We start from the raw sequence: 22,092 nt of genomic DNA, 5'->3' as shown, positions 1-22,092 counted from the left end.
TGAGATGCGCAGCACTTATAATGCGCGCTCGTTATTAAGGGCTGCGACCTTTTCTTTACGAATTTCGGTCAACCACGTCTAACAGTCCCTCGGAGCTCGTATCCTCATGACATCGCGTCACGCATTCTCTCCACAGCTTCCTTTTTTACTGTTAAGCCTATTAACTGGCCTAACATCGTCGTTTGTTACGCCGCTCATGAGCTACTTTCTCATTGATGAGATCAACGTTGAGCCTATTTATATAAGTATTTATATGGTGTCCGTTACGCTATCAGGGTTGGTGATCAGTCAGTACCTCGGGCACTTGGCAGACAAAGGTTTTAACGCAAATCGCCTTTATGGGCTGACCATGGTTTGCGTGGGCATCGCCATGATCGCCTTTATCTTTAGCAAGCAGTTTTGGCACGTATTCCTTGCTGGCGTATTGTTTATGTCAGTAGGCGCTGGGGCCGTGTCTCAAATGCTGACTGTTTCAGGATTATGGGCAAAAAACCAAGACATCGACTTAGCCGCATTTAACTCAAAAGTTCGCGCGGCCATCTCTCTCGCTTGGGTGGTAGGCCCGCCGCTGGCATTTACGCTGGTTGCCAATTTTGGCTTCGCAGCGTCCTTTTCTGTGGCTATAGCGTGCGTGGTTGTTGCGACGCTTTTTGTGGTTAAAGTTGTGCCTGGGCAAAAAGCCAATCAACACTCACTCAACACTACTCTAAAGGGCTCGCTATCACTGCCGTTTTGGCTTGTGGGGTTAGCCATACTTGCCGGAATGGCAGGCAATGTCATGTATTTATCATCCATGCCTTTGTACGTAATGAATGAACTGGGGTTACCTGAAAATTTGCCTGGGTTAATGATGGGGGTTGTGGCCGCCCTTGAAATACCAACCATGCTGCTAGCAGCCAAATTAGCCCGACGGTTCCCACCTGCGGGTATCATGGCTGTGGCATTTATTTTCGGCTGTTGCTTTTACGTTGGCGTATATTTCTCTCAAGCGAGTTGGGAACTGTTAACGCTTCAAATATTAAATGCCCTATTCTACGGTTTATATGCCGGTATTGGATTGACCTTGCTGCAACAACAAGCGCCTGATTTGACAGGTTTTACTTCAGCGTTTTATTCAAACGCCACTCGGGTGGGTATGATGCTAGGCACCATTGGCGCAGGCACCGTGGCTCAATTCTTTAGCTTCAGAGATGCCACTATTGGGTCGTTGTGCATTGCTATATTTGGCTTAAACGTGATGTTAGTGTTCATGTTTGTAAAACGAGAAGCACACTAAGCTTTATGCAAAGAAGACTAGTAGACCGCTAGTTAAGGCTTACCCCAGCAGCACTTCTATCGCTTCCTTTAATTTCTTCGCACTTTCTCACAATTGACAATTGTTACAACATAACATTACACTCACAGACAGTTAATTACCCTAAAAATTTAGGAACCCTATGAAAAAGCTCCTTATTTCAGCCACGATATCTTCTATACTTTTGGCAACAGGCTGCACCGAACAGGTGTCAACAATGAATAAGACTGCTACAACGCAGACTGACTCAGTAAAAGCAGAGCAGACGAACCCTTTATTTATGGCAAGTTCACTGACTTACGGCGCGCCGCAATTTGATTTGATAAAGGACGAGCATTTCATTCCTGCATTTGAAAAAGGAATGGAACAGCACTTACAAGAAGTAGAAAAAATAGCGTCTAACCCTGACGCTCCCACCTTCGACAATACGTTGCTAGCGCTTGAAAAAAGCGGAAGTTTACTCGCCAGAACTAGCCGAGTATTTTTCAACTTAGTAGGAACAGGTAGCTCGCCTGAACGCAGAGAAATCCAAAAAATTCTAGCGCCAAAGCTGGCGGCTCACAGCGATACCATTAATTTAAATAGTGCGCTTTTTAAGCGTATTGAAACACTATACAACCAGCGCGACGAGTTGGAGTTAGATACTGAATCAACCCGACTACTCGAAGTGTATTACTCTGATTTTGTTCGCGCTGGCGCTAAACTCAATGAATCAGATAAACAGAAGATACGTGAAATAAACGAAGAACATTCAACCTTAACCACGCAGTTTTCTCAAAACCTACTGGCAGAGTCATCTGAAATTGCGGTGGTAGTGAATGACGTAGAGCAGCTGTCAGGGATGTCAGAGCGCCAAATAAAGGCCGCATCAGATGCTGCTAAAGCTGCTGATAAAGAAGGCAAGTATCTTCTAAGTATCACGAACACTACTCGTCAACCTGTCCTTACTTCACTAGAAAATAGAGCACTTCGCCAGCAAGTGTGGGAAGCATCAGCATACCGAAACCAATCTGGGGAATACGACAACACCAAAATTATTAGCCGATTGGCAGGACTGCGCGCACAAAAAGCAGCATTGCTTGGATTTGATAGCTGGGCGGCCTACAGCCTAGACAAACAAATGGCCGGTTCGCCAAGCGCTGTATACGACATGCTAGGCAGTATGGTGCCCGCTGTGCTTAAAAACGTTGAAAAAGAAGCCGCTGACATTAAAGCAATGATTGAAGCGGAAGGTAATAACTTCGAACTAAAACCTTGGGATTGGGCTTTCTACGCAGAAAAGGTAAGACAAGCTAAATACGAGCTAGATGAAAACGAGGTGAAACAATACTTCGAATTTAATCGCGTGCTTGAAGATGGCGTATTTTTCACTATGAATAAATTGTACGGAGTGCGCTTCAAGCCCCGTCCAGATTTGCCGGTTTACCACCCTGATGTAAAGGCTTACGAGCTGTTTGATATAAATGGTGACAGTTTAGCGATTTTTTATGCCGACTACTTTTCTCGCAAAGGTAAACGCGGTGGAGCTTGGATGAGTTCGTTCGTAGGACAGTCGAAATTGCTCTCGCAAAAGCCTGTTGTGGTTAATGTAATGAACATAAACAAAGCGCCTGATGGCGAGCCTACATTAGTCAGTTACGATCATGTGACTACCATGTTCCATGAAATGGGTCACGGACTTCACGGCATGCTGTCAGACGTAAATTACCCAACGTTGGCCGGTACATCTGTCTCGCGAGACTATGTAGAGTTCCCTTCTACCTTCGAAGAAGACTGGGCAGCCCACCCTGAAGTTATTGCAAACTATGCCAAGCACTATGAAACTGGAGAGCCTATTCCAGACGCTCTGCTGGAAAAGGTGATTCGTTCACGTACATTCAATATGGGTTATGACACATTGGAATATATGTCTGCGGCACTGCTTGATATGGAGTGGCATTCTATCTCTGCCGAGCAGGCGCCTGAAGATGTCCAAGCCTTTGAAGCCCAAGCTCTCGATAAACATAATGTTGGCTTGTCTTATGTACCACCTCGTTATAAGTCAGCATTCTTTGCACATTCAATGGGTGGCGGCTATTCCGCTGGCTACTATGCCTATATGTGGAGTGAAATTTTAGCTGCTGATGCCTTTGCTTATATGCAAGAACTCGGCGGATTAAAGTTAGAAAACGGTATGAAATATAGAAAGGAAATCTTATCTACCGGCAATTCTCGTCCCCCGATGGAGTCTTATAAAGCATTCCGAGGAAAAGCGCCAACAACAGATGCTCTGCTTATTCGCAGAGGGCTTAAAACCAAAATTGACTAACAGGAGGCCTCATGAATTCACCGGTAATACCGTCTAACTTCGTTGAATGGCCAAACTGTATTGTCCGCGATTGTGGCATAACGTTAGACAAAGCGTTTTTAGAATAACGGATAGCGGCGCTTTCGAACATGAAGGATCAGCATACAAAACAATTCCTGCGTTTGTATGGCGAGACACACTATAATCAGGTTTTTGGCTGGTTTCATCGAGTCTTAGTGGAGCTGAAATGAGTAAAACGTTGACTAAAGAATCGCTTCTTGCCACCAGTGAAGACGACTATATGAACGATGAGCAGCTTGAATTTTTTCAGGCATTGCTCAACGATTTAAAACAGCAAACCATGGCTCATATTGAAGAGATGAAGGCAGAGAGCAGCATTATTACTCACAAAGAAAGTAATGATACTTTCTGTGCCTGAGAGTTTTTGAGTGAATATTTAAGTGAAAATTTGAGTGTGCGGTTAACAAGGCGCACACTCGTCTTTTGGCAAGAATGGACTGAATGCGTCTCAGCTTTTTATTATTTTATTGAAAGCCGAGAGTTATCCGTTTTGGCAACAGTATCGAACCTCCAGTTAAACCAAAACAGTGACCGTGGTGTTGTGTGGCTACTTATCTGAGTAAGTGTATTCACCTTCAACTCTGATTTAAATAGCTAAGCTGATTCCAGTTCATAACACTGCTGTTTAAGCCAACGACCTAATTTCATAATATCAGGTTGCCTAGCTCGTGTTTCCTTATAGACAAAATAGAAGTTATCTCCGGTAATAAGCTCGTGCATAGGTATGCGCACAAGACTTTGCTGGCGATCCTGATCATCCATCATGTAATTATTAATGAGGGTAATTCCCAAATTATATCGAGCCGCTTCAGCGGCAAGTAAGACATGACTAAATTGATTAATTTTGACATCTTTAGGTAATTCAAATTTACCACTCATACACCAACGTAACCAGTCGTCACCAAGACTTTCATTTGTATCTGAGTATTGTACTGATAACAACGGGTGTTGCCATAATGAATCAGGTAGAGGCTTATTTCTTAACTGCTGCCAAAGCTTTTTTCCACACACTGGATAAAGTTTTTCAGTAAACATGAATTGATTGACAAAGTTACGTTCCGGTGGATTCGTTGTAATAAAACAATCCGCAAATTGGTCATTATAATCCGGTTGATCCCCGACCATATTTAAAGTTATTTCTATTTCTGGGTGCTGATTTCTAAAATCTTCTAACTTCGGTATCAACCAGTTCACCGCCACAGAGCTATATAAAGCCAAACGAAGATTGCCTGATTTCCCGTGACGTATCATTTGACTGGCATTTGATAGATTTCCTAATGAGTTAGTCACTTCTTCAAAGTAACGTTCCCCGACCTTAGTCAAGGAAAAAGAACGCCCCTGTCGGTTAAACAGAGTTTCACCCAAATAGTCTTCGAGTAATCGAACTTGGTGACTAACCGCACTTTGAGTCACATTGAGGTGCTCAGCAGCTTTGGAAAAGCTATTAAGTCGCGCAACAGCTTCAAAGCATTGCAGGGCACGTAAAGGAGGCAACTTCATTATAAATTTAGCTCATACTAAAAACATTTTAAACATTATACATCATATAAGGTATGGAATACGCTAATCATATAACTGTTTTACAAACGTAACTCTGTTAATTCAGTTCCATTGACATTTTCTAGAATGTAGCAGGAGTAATGAAATGCCCAAAATAACTGTTGGACTCGCGATGACATTACTTATCATCGGAAATATAATTGGTGTTTTTTCTGACGCTTTGATAAAAACTCTGCCAGCAGATACTGCCACATACCAATTTGTATTATTTCGTCAATTGACCGCAGTGCTGATTTTATTTCCATTTTGTCTACTCAGTAATAAACAAAGCCTCTTCGCTGGCCTCAAATGGCACTTCATACGTGGCCACATTTGGTTATTAGGGGCAATATTTATGGTATTCGCTCTGGGCGCTCTACCGTTAGCTACCGTAAATGCTATTTTCTATACAGCGCCTTTGCTTATGCTGCCGTTAGCCATGATATTGTTTCAGGAAAAGCTGACTAGCCACTCAATTGCTGCTGCTGTTTTGGGCTTTATCGGCGTACTTATCGTGGTCAAACCAACCCAAATTAATTGGGCAGCGATTGCCGCCCTTGTCGTCGCATTGACTATGGCTGTAAATAATTTATTGGTTCGTAAATTACCTCAGCATCATAATGTGTTCCAAACTTTAATGCTCACCAACCTAGTAGGTATCCCAGCCGCACTTGGGTTGGCGTTATGGGAAGGCAAACCTTGGGACTGGACTCCAATGTTAACGGCAACAGGCTCCAACACTTTTATCCTAATTTATGCTGGTATATGTGTATTGGTATATAGAGCAATCGAAGCCAGTAAAATTTCCAGTGCCGAATACACTGGCTTATTAGGTGCTGTAGTTGTAGGGGTGCTGTGGTTCGATGAAATACCGGACCTGAGCTTGGCTATAGGATCTTCTTTAATTATTATTCCGCTGATTTGGTTAGCCAAGGTAGAAGCAAAGATAAAGCAAACAAGTAAAATGATATAAGTGATAAAGTTAATCTAACTTTCCAACGTGACCGCGTTTGGGAACGAGCGTTTAACTGCACTCCCAAGTGGGATAAATAATAACTAGTTAATTTTTGGAATATTATAACTGAAAATAATTTGATATTTTGTGACTATAGTAACTCTCATTTAGAAGACTGTCTTAAGCTGTTCGATCAAAACTGTCCGAAATACTTCGCTACAAACGAACGTCAGGACTATATTGCGTTTTTGCAAAAACAGCTGTTACAACTTATCGCTGCACTTCACGGTAACAATTACTTATTTAAATAAAGCTCCATCTGCACATCACATCTCGCGTAAGGCGATGACGCCCCCTTAATATGCTTAAACCCTATCTTTTCGTACAAACGTATTGCGGGCTTAAGCACCGAATTGCTCTCTAAATGAAGCCGCTTTAACCCCATCATTTTCGCTCTTTCGACAATACTTTTACCTAACAGCAGCCCTACCCCTTTGCCTTGAGCTTTGGGAGACACCGCCATTTTGGCAAGTTCAAACGTATCGTCAGCTTGTTTAATAAGTGCACAGCAGCCTATGGGTTCGCCCTTATCTAACGCAATCAATATCACACCCGACTGATTCAAAATGTAGCCTTCAGGGTCGTCGAGCGCTTTAAAGTCGGGCTCTTCGAGCTCCCAGTATTTGTTTATCCATTCAACATTGAGCGATTTAAATGCCTCGCGATACTTTGGCGCATAATCGACTACCTTAATATCAGGCGAGTCACCGTCCACTCTCGCACTTATGGGGCGATATCGAAGATGCCTTTCAACTACGCTCACCGCTTCCCATAAATCGATACCCGTTTCATCTTTTAGCTCGCGCATGGCAGCGTCTATGGCATCGCACTGCTTTTCCATTTGGGGTACCATCGCTTTCGCTTTGCTGTTTAAAGCCACCAGCGTAACCCGCGAATCGTCGCTCGATTTATAACTTTCAATAAGGTCGCGTGCTTTCATTTCTTTTACAATTTTACTCACCGACACGTGAGAATGATTTATCTCTTTAGCGATATTCACGACGGAATCAGCACCTTTTGACGCGAGCACGTAAAATACTGGAAACCACTTTGGCTCTATCGCAAATCCAAATTTCGCATAAGTATTTTCTGCATCCTTTGACACCTGCGCGGCTAACTGACGTAAGGCAGTACCTAATGCAATATGCCCCAATTCATTAAATGACTTCACTTCACAAAACTCCGTAACCAGTTACGGATAAAATTAATCGTAATTGGAAATAAGTCAAACAGATTATTTATTGATCATAAAAAATTGGGGTAGATTACTTCGCCTGGCACTGGCTACACCAATAAAGGCGCCGCCCGTTATACGTTTGGCGTTTTATTGTAGTGGCGCAGACTCTACAAGGCTGCTCTTCCCTGTCGAACACCATAAACCGCGTACCTTCAAAGTTAACGCCTTTTGCTTCAAGCACTTCGCGTAGTTCTGTGTACACGGTATAGCCACCGGTTTCATAGCTGCGTTTGCATATTGCTAAGGTGTGATGTGCCAAGCTGCGCAGCTGATCATCACCTATCTGAGAAGGTTTAAGTGATGGGTGAACACCTGCAGCAAATAGAATTTCGCTGCGAAGGTAATTCCCTAGTCCTGCCATAAAGCGCTGATCCAAATATAAGCCGCTTAGCGCGCGATTGTAGAACGCTTTTGAACGTAGTCGTTCTAATACCATTTCTTCTGACACCGAATTGTTGAGTACATCGGGTCCAACTCTTTGTAAAAAAGGGTGTTCATGAATAGTTTGTGTTGGCCAAATGCTAATGTCAGACGCACTATATAAAATAGCACTGTGTGTTTCGGTATGAAGCCCTACCCTTAGCTGGCGGGTAGTACCCGGTATTTCGTTGCGTTTACAGGTATGCCACACGCCATAGAGTTGATTGTGTGAATACATAGAGAGCCCATTGCTAAAATGGGTAATTAGCGCCTTGCCACGGGTTTCCATGCGCAAGACTTTCTCGCCTTCTAGCTGTTTAACATAGGGTTTTAGCTGAGCTAGTCCAAACTCTACTTTTTCTAAGGAAGTATCTTTAATTACTGCTTCGACTTTGTCTGCAGCACGACGAATTTCGGGACCTTCAGGCATGTTGTCTCAAATACCTTTTATCTCGGTTACTGGTTACTTCGCATCATTTTCAGCTTCTTTGCAGCTGAATAATAGCGAATAAAAAAAAGGGCTGTAGCCCTTTGATGTACTTTAAACCGAAGTTTGTACATCAAAGATCAACAGACCCTTTTATTAATCAAAGTTTAGCTGAAATTGCTGTATTTAAACGCTGCGCTGATTAGCCTTTGTTTGGCACAATCAGATATTTTTCACCGGTCTTTTTAGCGTTATAAAGCGCTACATTCTCAGGCTGTAATGCCTCCTCAAGACTCAGTTCTTTGGTGTAAGACGACGCAAAGGTAGTGTTAATTTCCATCGCCACTTTTTGATATAGCTCGCCTACGCGTTTCTTATCAAGCTTGCCTAAGAAGCGCATTAGTAACCAGCCACCAATGCTCCACGTCATACCGTAAGCGCGGTTTAGAATTGTCGGAGAGAAATCTAAGCCGCCGTAGATATACACTTGTTTATTGCTGTCAGAGCCGTAAGTGTTAAATCCTTTTGCATCTTTACTGCCCGACGCTTCCATCATGGTAAGGATATCGCTAACAAGCTCACCGCCGCCAATGGCGTCAAACGCTAGGGTTGCGCCCGTGCTGTCTATGGCTTGATAAAGTTCAGCTTTGAAATTCTCGCTACTTGAGTCAAGCACAACTTTCGCGCCGATCTCTTTAAGCATATCCACCTGTTTTTGGCTGCGAACAATATTTACAAGCTCTACGCCCTGCTCTAAACAAATCTTGTTCAGCATTTGCCCAAGGTTCGATGCCGCTGCGGTATGTACTAGCGCTTTGTGGCCTTCCATACGCATGGTTTCAACCATACCTAGCGCGGTCAGTGGGTTAACGAATGACGACGCTGCTTGTTGTGGCGTTGTGCTATCTATGTGAGGTAAACATGCCTGCACGGGCACGCATGCATACTCTGTATAAGCTGCGCCAGTAAGAATAGATACGGTTTTGCCCATTAAAGCTTGTGCCTCCGGGCTATCACCCGCTTTAACAACCGTACCTGCACCTTCGTTTCCGATAGGCAACGTCTGGTCTAAACGCGACTTAATACGATTTAACAAAGGCTTATGCACCGGCGCAACCAACGCACTTTTATCTGTATCGAAGGTCGCTTTATCTAGGCTTGCTGGACCAAACATAGGCCACATGTCTGACGGGTTAATAGGAGATGCTTCCATACGCACTATCACTTCGTGCGGCTTCGGCTCTGGAACATCTACCTCTTTTAGCGATACCTGAAGCTCACCTTCTGATGTAATTAGCGTAAATAGTTGTTTAGATTTATTCATATTGACTCTCGTGCCCTAAAAATTAAACGCTGTATGTATTGTCAAGCTAACACGCCGCCACTATCAGCAGTATTTATATTTCGAATACATATGCGTTTCGATGGTTGATACACCCGATAATTTAGATGAGTTACACTGCAAAGCGTGTATCGACCTGTAATAGCGAATAAAAAATGAAAAGACATTGTATCTACCTCTTACTAGGACTAATCGGAATAAGCGATGTGGGGTTTGGTAAAGCTGCACCTTTGGTCTCAATTCCTACCCACGACGCGTTTTTTAATTCTATAAAAGCGCTCTGCGGTAAAGCGTTTCAAGGGAAGGTGAGTAAAGATAATGTAGGTAATACCTTCGGTGATGCAGAACTTGTTATGCACGTACGAAAGTGCACAGACTCAGAAATTCAGATACCTTTTCATGTGGGTGACGACGCGTCCCGCACCTGGATATTAACAAAGACTGGCGCTGGCCTTTTGTTAAAACACGACCACAGAAATAAAGACGGCAGTTTCCATTCATCTACCATGTACGGCGGGCACACGGTAGATGAAGGGTACGCCCAAGTTCAGTCATTCCCCGCAGACGCCTACTCAAAAGCATTATTTATAGAATCTGGGATAGCAGCATCCACCGATAACGAGTGGCAAATAATGATTTACTCGAACCGCTTTAGCTATCGATTGATTCGCCCTGCGCGCGAAGTACAGGTTGATTTCGATATCGATAACACAGTCTCTGTTCCCAGTACGCCATGGGGCTACAAAGACTGACTGAGGCTGAAACTGGACTCAGGTATCGTTGCGTTTATTACCACAACGCCATATAACAAGTTTCAAATTGCCTACTATATTTTGTTTCAACGTACGACTAGATAGAAATAGTTAGACTTAAATCATCAACTACATGGATAAAAAGAATGTCTTCTACCCCAAATATTTTACAACAGCTTTTTGGTTTCTCAGCGTTTCGCGAGGGGCAAAAAGAGGCGGTGGATTCTCTACTTAGTGGGCATTCAACGTTAGCAATTTTTCCCACTGGTTCGGGCAAATCTTTGTGTTACCAGTTTGTCGCTACGCAGCTACCACATTTAACTCTGGTGGTTTCTCCATTACTAGCGCTAATGAAAGATCAACTGGAATTTTTGCATAGCAAAGGCATTGCAGCAGCCAGTATCGACTCCACGCTTACGCCCAAGCAGAACAAGCAAATGATGAACGACGTGCGGTCAGGCCAGTGTAAAATTCTGATGGTGTCGGTGGAGCGTTTTAAGAACGAACATTTTCGGCAGTTCATTGAGTCTATTCCGGTAAGTATGCTAGTTGTCGATGAAGCACACTGTATCTCTGAGTGGGGCCACAACTTTCGCCCTGACTACCTAAAACTCCCCGCGTATCAGAAAGAGCTTAATATTCCTTTAGTACTTCTGCTCACAGCTACTGCCACTAAAAAAGTAAAAGAAGATATGGCAGCGCACTTTGATATTGCGCCAGCTAATATTATTCAAACAGGGTTTTATCGACCTAACTTGAACTTGCATGTTCGCCCAGTACATGAACCATATAAAAACCAAGCCTTACTTGAAGAAATTCAAAAACAGCAAGGCGCGGGTATCGTTTATGTCACGCTGCAAAATAGTGCAGAAGAAGTAGCCCGGTTCCTACAGCAACAAGGGTTTGCTGCAAAGGCTTACCACGCTGGTCTCGACAGTGATGTAAGACAAGGTATTCAGCAAGATTTTATGCACAATAAGCTTCAAGTTGTTGTGGCTACCATTGCATTTGGTATGGGCATTGATAAGTCGGATATTCGCTTTGTTGTTCATTACGACTTACCAAAGTCTATTGAAAACTACAGCCAAGAAATTGGCCGGGGTGGACGAGACGGTAAAGCGGCAAACTGCACGGTATTAGCAAACCTTGACGGTTTAGTCACCATAGAGAACTTCGTTTACGGCGACACACCAGATAAGAGCGCCATTCAACGCGTAATTGATGATATTAGCTCACAGGTCCCTGCTCACATAAATTCAGCGGCGCACAATGATTCACCTATTTACGGCGAAAACAGTGTTTACCAGTGGGAAACGCAAATTAATAGCTTATCGAGTGCCAGCAACATACGACAGCTTCCGCTTAAAACCCTGCTGGTACAGCTTGAACTCGCCAACGTTATTCGCCCTTTGTATGCCTATTTTGCTGAATATAAATTTCGCTTTATTTCAGAGAAAACCTCCATACTTGGCCTTTTCTCAGAAGAACGGGCTCGCTTTTTAGAGGCCGTATTCACTCATTCAAATATGAAAAAGGTGTGGGGCATTGTAGATTTCGACAGTATTTATCAGCATTACGGCGCAGAGCGTGCCAGGGTGGTGGCCGCACTAGAGTATTTACATGAACACAATCATATTGAGCTTGCATCACGCTTAATAACTGACGTATACCGCGTGGACTACGAAAAACTACAAAGTGCCGACTTAGCCAATAATCTGGCTCACTATTTCGCTGAAAACGAGTGCAAAGAAATAGAACGAATCGCCGCGCTGGTAGGCTTCTTCGAACTCAATACTTGCTTAAGCTATAACTTATCGGCGTATTTTGACGATTCCCAAGCGCCCAATGAATGCGGGCACTGCAGTGTATGTCAGGGAAATGTGGCTAAGCTCAGCTATTCAAATCCAATTTCCACACCGAACCCAAACCAAATTTCAGAGGCCATAGCAGCACTAAAAGCGCATTTGAGCGGAAAATCTGATGGCCCAATCACATCATCTATTTGCTGTCGTTTTCTAACTGGCATGACCATGCCTTTGTTCACTCGATTTAAAGTGAGACAAGTAAAGGGCTTTGGTTCTTGTGAAAACTGCCGATACGCTGATGTGAAAGCAATGGTAGATGCTATAAATCAGTGAACGTAGCAAATACCCTAAATCTAATTTATAGTGTTGAGTGAATCACAATTAGCAAGTGGTAAAGGAAAATATGACGCTAATTCAGGGACAAGAACATACTCCTAAGGGATCGCTAGTTGTAGTTGGCACTGGAATCAGTGTTGCGGGTCAAATGACGATAGCGACCAAAAGCCACATCGAAAATGCTGACATTGTGTACATGGGGATTATGAACAAAATTGGTGAACACGTGGTCACCAATATAAACCCGAACAGTGTGTCTTTAGACGACCTTTATCAAGAAGGGAAATCTCGCGCTGTCACCTATGACCAAATGGCCGACCGCATCGTGCAGTCAGTTGTTGAAGGTAAAAAAGTGTGCGTGGCTTTTTATGGTCACCCAGGCGTATTTGTTACGCCTTCTCATGAGGCTATTCGCAGAGTGCGGGAACTTGGTCTAGATGCGCAAATGCTCCCCGGCGTGTCTGCAGAAGACTGCTTAATTGCGGATTTGGGAATAGATCCCTCTCGCTTTGGCTGTCAATCTTATGAAGCAACTCAATTTTTGTTTCGCGATTACCGCATTGACCCTCACATGACGCAAATCATCTGGCAAATAGGTTTAGCCGGAGAAGCAACGCTGAGCGTGTTAGATGCTAATCACAGTGAATCTGGGCTTGCCATGCTGGCTGACATTCTGGCCGAGCACTACCCAGAAGATCACGAGCTGATTATTTACGAGGCAGCCACCCTGCCCCTTTGCGAGCCAAAAATACAAAAAGTGTTGCTTCGCGAATTACAGTTCGCCAAGCCAACACTAATTTCGACCCTAGTTGTACCCTCACTTGGCATGCCAGCATACCGTCAGGATCGTTTGGCAAAGCTAGGTTTAACTGAGCAGCAAGTTATTGACTTTAGATCTCCAAAAGTAAACTAAAAGGAAAAACGACATGGCAAAGAAAACAATTGTAGATTTCTTGGTTGAGCTAGACAGCAACAGCAAACTTGTGGATGCGTATAAAAAGGACCCTGTGGGCACAGCAGAAAAGTACGGTTTATCTGGTGAAGATCTTCAGCTAATTAAAGACCAAGACTGGGACGAAGTAGCCAAACGCTTTGATGATACAAGCAAAGCTACCCGCGTAATTAGCTACTAGTCGTTATCTTTTTAAGCTAGCTGAAGTAGAAAGTGAAGCGCCGTTTGAAATGCATCTTCGCTATCGTTTGTTTTACGATGGCGCTTCCTACTTTTGCGCTTTTAAAAGAACCACTTAACACCACATCATCAGTCACTACGCTAGACGAACTGAAGCAGCGAATTCAAAATAATGATGAGTCTGTAGAAACCACATTCACCGAGCTAGGCTATTTCTTCGACGCCCACCCGAACGCTTTTCAGCAAGCCCGTTTATTCAATCTAAGAGCTTATAAGCACATTCTTGAGCAAGACCTTGTCGCCGGATACGAAACTCTGTTGGAAGCCCGCAAGCTTGCAAAAAAAGGCGGCAACACCATGGCGCTGGCAGAATCTTTTCGCTTAGAAGGGCTTATTTTGGACTTGTCTGGTGAGCATGCTCGTGCACTTGAAGCGCTCAACAAATCCCTTGCTGCTTTCATTGAAGTAAATAGCGATAACGCCTTGCTTGTATATAGCGCTATGGGCAATGTGTACATGTCGCTGCAAAACTACGAAATGATGTTGCAGCTAGGTCAAAACTTCCTCGCCGCAGCCCAGCGTTTAAATGATAAAGAAAACAAAGCCATTGCTTACTTTTTCCAAGGTTACGCGCAAACGGAACTGGGGGACTATCAAGACGCTAAAATAAGCCTTCTGCTGGCAGAAGAATTGTTCAAAGAGGTGCACTATCCCTTTATTGGCATTGTTCATACCAAAATGGCTGAGCTACATATCGCCCAAGGCAATTTAACTGAAGCGCTGACCATGTTGAACCGCGCTGCGGAATCAGACCGCAAAGTTGGTTTTAAGTACAACGAAGGGTCTAGACTACTGCGCTTAGTCGACATCTACATTAAACGCAATCAAATAGACTTGGCTATTAGCGAACTTGAAGGTGGATTAAAAAAAGACGCCATAAAGAACGACAAATCAGTGGTGCTAAGCATGTTGGAAAAGCTCATTTCACTCCTTGAATCAACCAACAATTTTGAAGCCGCGTTAGAATATTCAAAGCTATACACGAAAACATATGAAGAAAGTTTTAATGAACAGCAATCAAGATTGTTAGCCCTTAACCGCGTGCGACTTTCTATTTCCGAAAAAGAAGAAACCATCAAGCTTCTAGAGAAAGACAACCAGCTAAAAGAGCAGCGTAACCTTATACAGAAAAAGCAAAACACGTTTCAGCTGTATTTCATCGGTTTTGTGATCCTTTCATTAGGCTTAGTCGTTGGCCTATGGCTTAGAACTCGTCAACAACGTAAGGCGCTCGATGCACTTACTCAAGACCTTCAGAAAGCAACAAAAGCAAAATCTGACTTTCTTGCACGCATGAGTCACGAAATTCGCACGCCGCTTAATGCCATTATCGGCCTGACCAAGCTTTCGCAGCGGGCTGCAGAAGATAAAGATCAACAAACGAACCTTATTCAAATTGAAGGCGCGTCGCAAACCCTACTAAGCATAATTAACGACATACTCGACTTCTCGAAAATAGAAGCGGGCAAGCTTGATATTGAATCGACGCAATTCAATTTAGACGCGCTAGTAAACCAAACCATTAGATTGCATTTAGGGCGCGCTGAGGAAAAGCACATAGAGCTTATTCAGCATATATCACGTGACGTACCGTTAAACCTCATCGGCGACCCGTTACGCATACAGCAAATTCTAAGCAATTTAGTTAGCAACGCTCTTAAGTTTACCGAGGATGGACTGATTTCGGTAAGCGTTAGATGCACGCATAATGTAGAAGACATTCAGCTTGAATTTGAAGTTAAAGACACAGGGATTGGGCTAAACAGCACGCAAAAGGCTTTGCTATTTCAACCATTTAACCAAGGTGATGAGTCTATATCTCGTCGATACGGCGGCACCGGCCTAGGATTAGCAATATGTAAGCAGTTAGTCACATTAATGGGCGGAGAGATTTGGGTTGAGAGCCAGCTTGGAAAAGGCGCAAGCTTTCATTTTACCGTAACCGTTAAACAGGATGCTTCCCAACAAATTGTATCGCCGTCTAAGCAACTTTCGTTACTTAAGGTGCTTATTGCTGATGACATTGGCGTGTCGCGTGACGCTATTATCGAGTCGCTATCAGTGGCTAACATTAAAGCAGATGTTGCGACCGGCGGTAAAGAAGCCGTAGCCAAAATGCGTGCTGCTGTGGGAAACAGTGCGCCTTACGACGTACTTATTTTAGATTGGAATATGCCTGACATTGATGGATTGGAAGTTGCAGCCATCATGAAACAGGAGTTTTCAATTAAGCCACCGAAGGTGATAATGCTGTATGCATTCGAGTCGCCTCATATGCGAGAGCAGGCTAACCAACTAGGTATTCGAACCTTCATTAAAAAGCCTTTTAGCACCAGTGAGCTTGTAGATAAGCTACAAGAGCTTTGCTTAAACGTGAACACAAGAACCCTACCAGCAGATGCTGCGCCTGTGCCTAATCTGCGCGGAACGAAGATCCTTTTCGCAGAAGACAATACGCTGAATCAAAAAGTAACCCTTGGTCTGTTAAACGACACCCACGCGAATATTGAAGTGGTTAGCAACGGCTTTGAAGCCATAAAAGCCTTACGTGAAGATAACAGCTATGACGTGGTATTGATGGATATCCAAATGCCCGTTATGGACGGGTTAACAGCAGCTAAAAAAATCAGAGATGAGCTGAAGTTAACTTTGCCGATTATTGCCATGACGGCGCACGCCATGCAGCAAGACATCGACAAGAGCCTGGCAGCGGGCATGGACGGCCACATCAACAAACCGGTTGACCCAAACCGCTTCTTTGACGTGCTTGTTGAAGTGCTAAATAAAGGAAAGTCGACGGCGACCACTGAAGTAACCGGCGGGCCATCGGCAAACACAATACCGCTGAGCTTTATAGATAAATCTCAAGCCATGCAAGCAATGTTAAATGACGAGACTTTGTATAAAGAGTTACTTAACGACTTTGCAGCACTTAACAAAGAGCTAGATAACCTTCGAAAAGCCATTGATGAAAAAGACTATGCTTCTATTGTTCGTATAGCGCATATCTACATAACTGCCCTTCGGTACATTGGCGCTTACGCCTTAGCTGAGCTAGCTGCAACGATTGAGCTAACGGTAAAACGTAATGAGCATGGAAGCGTAGCTGGTTTTAGCGATCAGTTAGAAGCACTTTACACAGCATTGGTAGAGATGAATGCGAAAGTTGAGGGAATGGTGAAGTAAAACCTTTCAGGCTGGGATAAGAGAAATTAAGAAAAACAATGCCCGCACAATAAATGCAGGCACAATTAAATAAACTGAAAATAAACATTGAGCCAACCGCTCCCGATTATTACTCGTCTGACTCTTGCGAGGCATACTCATTTTTCATAAGCCACGCATACGCCGTTGTAAAAGCGGTTTCTTGAAACTGTTTTAAACCCGTGTCAGAAAATGGCACTGCAAGCGGATTTCTACGTAGTGATTCTTTAATATCCGTTGGGCTAAATACTACAACTTGAAGCCCTTCAATCAATTCAATGGCAGCCTCTAGCTTGAAGCCAATTGCACTACCTGCAAATTTACCTTTGCTTTGACGCTGACGAATTATCACTGCATCAATTTTGTAGTCTTCTACAAGTTTAGCGAAGGTGCTTTGGAAGCTCTTTAGGCCCTTCGCACTGGTATCGGCAAGCGTTAAACGGCGCGTACGGCAATCTGGCAAATGAAACAAGCCGTCAGCTAGCGACACCAAACTAACAATTGCTTCATTACCTTTTAAATCTACACCACAAACTTTCATATGTATTCCTAATTACGTTTGTCCGGCATTATAACGTGTTTCACAGCATTTGAGTCATTCAGTAGGTAAGCTTCAACCTCTTAACAGATGTTTTAGCTTAGTACCGACTGAATTGTGTCTTTTGACAAGGGCTTTACGAAATGCTGATCGAACCCTGCCGCTTGGGAGTCCTCTACATATTTTTCTGAGCCCCACCCGCTTTGAGAATAAAACTTAACATTCTCTGATTCAGGTAAGGCTTTCAGCATTTTAACCAGCTCATAACCGTCAATATCTGGCATACCGATATCAAGAAATACGAAGTTAGGTTTAAACGCCTTGAATTCAGCGACAGCCTCTTTAGGAGAAGTAATACCTAGGGCAGTCACTCCCATAGACTCAGCTAATAAGCAATATGCATCTATAAGATCGGCATTGTCGTCAACGAACATGACTTTGGTTTGGCTTTGAATAGCTGGCTCGGCTTCCTGATTGTCAGACTGCTCATAAGCCAATTTAGAGATGGGAAGTCTAACTTCAAAGGTACTTCCCCGGCCTAACCCTTCACTCATTACCGACACATCACCGTGATGCAGCATTACAAGTTTACTCACCAACGTAAGCCCTATTCCTAAACCGCCTTTAGTATGTGTAGAGTGCGCCTCAATTTGGGTAAACATATTAAACACGTCTTTAAGCCTGTCTTCAGGTATCCCCATGCCGTTATCTTTAACAGCAACGACAACCATGACACCTTCCTCTCTGATATCTACAGTTATCCTTCCCTGATCACTCGTATATTTAGCAGCATTGTGAATAATGTTTGAGAATATCTGACTTAAACGCGCTTTATCGCCATAAACCGTCACATCTTTTTCGAGATAATTTACGGTTATATTGTGTTTTTTCGCTTTTACCTGCTGATCAACAATTTCAAGGGAATCTGACAGCACGTCTTGAATACTCAATTTTTCAAACTCAAGCTTGACCTTACCTCGCGTAATACGCGATACATCCATCAAATCGTTGATAAGTTTTGACATGTATTCCGCTTGACGATTAATAATAGCCGTCACTCTTTTACGCGTTTTATCATCGTCAACCGTTTCTAAAATACTTGCGCCAGACATAATAGGCCCAAGCGGATTTCGCAATTCGTGAGCTAACGTGGCAAGAAATTCATTTCTGTAATTATCTTGCTTTTCAAGCTCTTGAATACTGATGTGCATACGTTCTTGCACATCAAGTGCATAAACAAGAAACATTCTATTCAGGCGATTGGCAGTATCGACATCCGCCCTATCAAAACTCGTTGAGCGCCCTTTTATAGTGCGGGTATGGATAGTGAACGAAGCTCTGGGTTTAAGCCGCTGAGCTTTTGGTGCATCTTCAGACTTCTCATCTTCGGCGCCAATCCACTTTTGTACGCGATGGGTTTCCTTCCTGAACCAGGCGGTAAAGTACTGCTTCTTTTCAAACAGTGGAATAATCATTATGCCAGCAATACCGTACTGTCGTGCTTCCGGGTAATCGTCATAAAGCGCGTCGTTGGTATATGGGAACCCGCCTTGGCTGCTTGCTTTGGAAAAAATCTCCTTGATGAGTTCTATCGGTAAAGTAGAACCGAGGGTAATGGTCTCGTACTGAGAATAATAAACAAACCCTGAACTATTAAGCGCGTCTAAAAAAGCGCGCTCGCCACTTTTGACTACACGGCTAATAGGATTTGCTGGACCGATTCTATCCAACATCGCATCAACAGCTTTATCAGTAACATGCTTTTTGCGTTTCGCAATCTCTTCTTCTTTCGCCAACAAATGCCAGCTGAACAGTTGACTTAAATTCTCACATTGCAGTCGTACATCTTGTGGAATATAACAAGCCTCGCGATGGTGGCAAGAAATTAGCCCGTAAAGCTCGCCGTCCGTTACTAAAGAGATCGAAAATGAAGCCCGCAAACCTTGGTTTCTAATGTATTGAAGATGAATAGGTGAAAAGGTTCGCAGCAGCGAGCGAGTGAGATCCAGCGGCTCTCTGCCTGACGCTTCAGTCGACGGAACTAGCTTTGCAGGAAGTAACTCAGTATCAGGGGTTAGTCTTACCCAGTTAGTTTTGTAAAGCGCTCTAGCCTGTGCAGGAATATCTGACGCAGGAAAGTACAAGTCTTGATATGAGTCCATATCATCGGCTTTAGCTTCTGCGATAACTTTCCCTGAGTAGTCATCATTGAATTTGTAAAGTACTACCCTGTCCATATTTGTGAGATACCGAATGGTCGAGACCATTTCTTGAGCCATCTCTCTTAGTGACGTCATTTCTTTAAAGCGCGGAGCAATAGACATAGCATAGAGTTTGATAAATTGCTCTGCGCTATAAGTATCTCTGAATTCAGTAGCGGGCTCTAGCTCAACAACATAGTTGTGACCGGAATCATACACCACCGCCAAATAATCTATCGCCGCTCCTTCCTTTAACATCGAGGCTTTTAAGTGAAGCTTAATGGGCAGCCTAATCTTGGTTTTTGTAACCCTATCAAACGTCTCTTCAAGAAATGCCCGTTCATTCGTGTCAGATGAGAGTATTTCTAAAAAATGTTTACCAATGAGCGGCTCAGTGAACACTGACTCGCAGTTGTCACTGACAATCGAAATCTTCAAGTCCTTGTAATTAAAAGCAATAAGAAAACCATAACTTTGTATACTTTCGGGAATATGTATTGGCTCGTCTTCGCAACGTTCAAAGTTAATGTTTTTGGGGGGCTGTGACATGAGGATCCTGAGGTTTGAATAGATTAACTTATACTTTCGTCTAAAGAGCAACGTATCACATTGCTCAACGGGTTGATACTAAACTCCTCCATTGATTGCTCATGGCGTAAAGGTGCTCGCAGATACACCTAAAACCATTTGCGAAACCATCTTGTTCTTGCAACACATTTTTCCTTTAGATTGTAAAAATGTGGCCCAACTTAGAAAAAGCGTCATTTAAAAGAAAAAAGGCTTTAAAAAGTCACTCAAAAACAAGACCTTATAAAGTTATCGCAGCTTGAGAGCACATATCATCACTTATCGATGTGTACTTATGTACCCTCAAAGCTTACGCTTCAGCCTCATTTTGCTTACATAGCGTCTAGTTTAGTGAATTGAGCTTTATCAGCCTTCCGCCTTCTTTATCTTCAAGCACATAGATATTGCCCTTACTGTCTTGCTCGACTTCGCGTACTCGCTTGCCCCATTCGTAGCGCTCTGCTTCTTCAACCTTCCAGTTGCCTTCATCGTCTTTATTAAATGCAACACGAACCAGCGCTTTTGAAGACAAACCGCCTATAAAACCATTTCCCTTCCAGTCGCTAAACTTATCGCCTTTGTAAATGATAAAACCGGCAGGACTAATGGCAGGCACCCATGCCAATTCAGGCGACTTAAAGATGGGGTAGTCTTCGTGGTTAGGAATTTTCACGCCTGAGTAATGGTCGCCCTGCGACACTGCTGGGTAACCATAGTTGCGACCTCGTTCAATAATATTAAGTTCGTCGCCATGGCGCGGCCCCATTTCATGAGCCCATAAATTACCTTTCTCATCAAAATCAATGCCTAGCGGATTGCGGTGACCTAATGTCCAGATTTGTTCTGTTACGTTGCCTTGACCATAAAACGGATTATCTTCGGGCACGCTACCGTCGTCGTTTAAGCGCAGCACCTTACCTAAGTTCATCGCCATGTTTTGTGCTGGCGTGAATTTCTGGCGCTCGCCCGAGGTGATAAATAAATGGCCATCAGGTGAAAACGCCATGCGGTGAGAATAATGCCCATTCCCCGTCACCTTCGGCGACTGACGCCAAATTAGCTCTCTATCAGACAGCTTCGCACCACTATCAGATAAGGTAAGCGTGGCTCGCTCTATCACCGCACCGCTGAACGCATCGTCTTTTTCATCTCGTTCAATGTACGAAATATAAATGGTGTTATTCGACGCAAAGTCAGGGTGAATAATGACATCACCTAAACCGCCTTGCCCGCGCGCAGTAACACTTGGCACATTACTAATAGCAAAACGCTTCTGCTGTTTTTCATCAAGCAGCCATAAAGTGCCAGCTTTTTCCGTTACCAAGCTGTGCCCGTCTGGCAAAAATGTCATAGCCCAGGGGTTATCGAAGGACGCCTGAACATTACCCGTTACAGTAGTGCCCTTACTGCCCTTCATTTCAATTTGTTCAGATGCTTTCGACTGAGCAAAGGTAAAAAAAGAGGTGGCAAAAAGCGTAACCAATAGTGCGGCTTTCCGACTCTTGCTGGTTTTGTGCGTGCTTGTTGTTTGCATTAAGTTCTAGCCTTTTTGAGGGTTTGCGTACTGCTGGTTGCACGTTAAGACGTTAATTGCACGTAAACGGGCGGCGCAAAGGGTTTCAGTTAGCATTGGTTACGTAGATTTAATTAAACAGGTTTATATTATCGACTTGGTTTCGCTATTCGTGTTTGTGAGTCGTGCGCGCTTTTCCTAAACTTTCTTTAATGCAGCGACACTTTACTAAAATACCGCCTGTGTTATTTTCCAAGAAGTTTAAGCAACGAAGATAAGGAGGTGATCATATGTCTAGAGTTAAGGTATTTGAACAGGCAGCTATGAGTGAGGGTCGTTCTA

General features: G+C 43.5%; 16 protein-coding genes. 9 read left to right on the top strand and 7 right to left on the bottom strand.

The window, feature by feature from the left end:
* Positions 1-106 precede the first annotated feature (106 nt).
* From QME20_RS05415 to QME20_RS05405, 3 genes are all read left to right on the top strand, one after another.
* Complete coding sequence (locus QME20_RS05415) at positions 107-1,276, top strand: sugar efflux transporter (protein ID WP_168534222.1); 1,170 nt, start codon at positions 107-109, stop codon at positions 1,274-1,276.
* Between the two features lie 160 nt (positions 1,277-1,436).
* Positions 1,437-3,602, top strand: coding sequence for a M3 family metallopeptidase (locus QME20_RS05410; RefSeq protein ID WP_281715566.1), 2,166 nt, complete (start codon positions 1,437-1,439; stop codon positions 3,600-3,602).
* A gap of 226 nt (positions 3,603-3,828) precedes the next feature.
* On the top strand, positions 3,829-4,020 hold the full coding sequence (locus QME20_RS05405) for a hypothetical protein (RefSeq protein ID WP_281715565.1): 192 nt from the start codon (positions 3,829-3,831) through the stop codon (positions 4,018-4,020).
* Between the two features lie 236 nt (positions 4,021-4,256).
* Here the strand turns inward: QME20_RS05405 and QME20_RS05400 are convergent, their stop codons facing one another.
* Positions 4,257-5,162 (bottom strand): LysR substrate-binding domain-containing protein, encoded by a 906-nt coding sequence (locus tag QME20_RS05400; protein WP_004589681.1) that lies wholly within the window; start codon positions 5,160-5,162, stop codon positions 4,257-4,259.
* A gap of 145 nt (positions 5,163-5,307) precedes the next feature.
* Here QME20_RS05400 and QME20_RS05395 point away from each other — a divergent pair, with 145 nt between their 5' ends.
* The gene (locus QME20_RS05395) at positions 5,308-6,174 is read left to right on the top strand and encodes a DMT family transporter (RefSeq protein WP_202942125.1); all 867 of its coding nucleotides are present in this window, start codon (positions 5,308-5,310) and stop codon (positions 6,172-6,174) included.
* A 277-nt stretch (positions 6,175-6,451) separates the two neighbouring features.
* Here QME20_RS05395 and QME20_RS05390 read toward each other — a convergent pair whose 3' ends face one another.
* The 3 genes from QME20_RS05390 to QME20_RS05380 all read right to left on the bottom strand — a co-directional run bounded on the left by QME20_RS05390 (position 6,452) and on the right by QME20_RS05380 (position 9,624).
* Positions 6,452-7,387: a helix-turn-helix domain-containing GNAT family N-acetyltransferase gene (locus tag QME20_RS05390; protein WP_281715564.1), complete on the bottom strand. Its 936-nt coding sequence runs from the start codon at positions 7,385-7,387 to the stop codon at positions 6,452-6,454.
* A gap of 94 nt (positions 7,388-7,481) precedes the next feature.
* On the bottom strand, positions 7,482-8,303 hold the full coding sequence (gene nei / locus QME20_RS05385) for an endonuclease VIII (RefSeq protein WP_281715563.1): 822 nt from the start codon (positions 8,301-8,303) through the stop codon (positions 7,482-7,484).
* Between the two features lie 199 nt (positions 8,304-8,502).
* A complete protein-coding gene (locus tag QME20_RS05380; protein ID WP_049587926.1) occupies positions 8,503-9,624 on the bottom strand; it encodes a zinc-binding dehydrogenase in 1,122 nt (373 codons plus the stop codon).
* Between the two features lie 173 nt (positions 9,625-9,797).
* On the opposite strand from QME20_RS05380, the gene QME20_RS05375 reads away from it, so the two are divergent.
* The 5 genes from QME20_RS05375 to QME20_RS05355 all read left to right on the top strand — a co-directional run bounded on the left by QME20_RS05375 (position 9,798) and on the right by QME20_RS05355 (position 16,913).
* On the top strand, positions 9,798-10,394 hold the full coding sequence (locus QME20_RS05375) for a hypothetical protein (RefSeq protein WP_049587929.1): 597 nt from the start codon (positions 9,798-9,800) through the stop codon (positions 10,392-10,394).
* Positions 10,395-10,540: 146 nt separating this feature from the next.
* On the top strand, positions 10,541-12,532 hold the full coding sequence (locus QME20_RS05370; RefSeq protein WP_049587934.1) for an ATP-dependent DNA helicase RecQ: 1,992 nt from the start codon (positions 10,541-10,543) through the stop codon (positions 12,530-12,532).
* A 70-nt stretch (positions 12,533-12,602) separates the two neighbouring features.
* Entirely contained in the window at positions 12,603-13,448 is an 846-nt protein-coding gene (locus tag QME20_RS05365) for an SAM-dependent methyltransferase (protein ID WP_049587937.1), read from the top strand.
* Positions 13,449-13,461: 13 nt separating this feature from the next.
* Positions 13,462-13,668: a hypothetical protein gene (locus tag QME20_RS05360; RefSeq protein WP_049587939.1), complete on the top strand. Its 207-nt coding sequence runs from the start codon at positions 13,462-13,464 to the stop codon at positions 13,666-13,668.
* Between the two features lie 77 nt (positions 13,669-13,745).
* Positions 13,746-16,913 (top strand): response regulator, encoded by a 3,168-nt coding sequence (locus QME20_RS05355; RefSeq protein WP_049587941.1) that lies wholly within the window; start codon positions 13,746-13,748, stop codon positions 16,911-16,913.
* Positions 16,914-17,022: 109 nt separating this feature from the next.
* Here QME20_RS05355 and QME20_RS05350 read toward each other — a convergent pair whose 3' ends face one another.
* The 3 genes from QME20_RS05350 to QME20_RS05340 form a co-directional block, all read right to left on the bottom strand.
* Positions 17,023-17,472, bottom strand: coding sequence for a DUF3010 family protein (locus QME20_RS05350; RefSeq protein ID WP_014950351.1), 450 nt, complete (start codon positions 17,470-17,472; stop codon positions 17,023-17,025).
* Between the two features lie 92 nt (positions 17,473-17,564).
* Positions 17,565-20,219: an ATP-binding protein gene (locus QME20_RS05345; RefSeq protein WP_281715561.1), complete on the bottom strand. Its 2,655-nt coding sequence runs from the start codon at positions 20,217-20,219 to the stop codon at positions 17,565-17,567.
* Between the two features lie 361 nt (positions 20,220-20,580).
* On the bottom strand, positions 20,581-21,771 hold the full coding sequence (locus tag QME20_RS05340; RefSeq protein WP_281715560.1) for a PQQ-dependent sugar dehydrogenase: 1,191 nt from the start codon (positions 21,769-21,771) through the stop codon (positions 20,581-20,583).
* Positions 21,772-22,092 lie beyond the last annotated feature (321 nt).

This window comes from Alteromonas sp. CyTr2 (genome assembly GCF_947311905.1).
Taxonomy (GTDB): Bacteria; Pseudomonadota; Gammaproteobacteria; order Enterobacterales; family Alteromonadaceae; genus Alteromonas; species Alteromonas macleodii.
The sequence above is the reverse complement of the archived record's forward strand: the minus strand, read 5'-3'. Positions and strand labels throughout refer to the sequence as shown.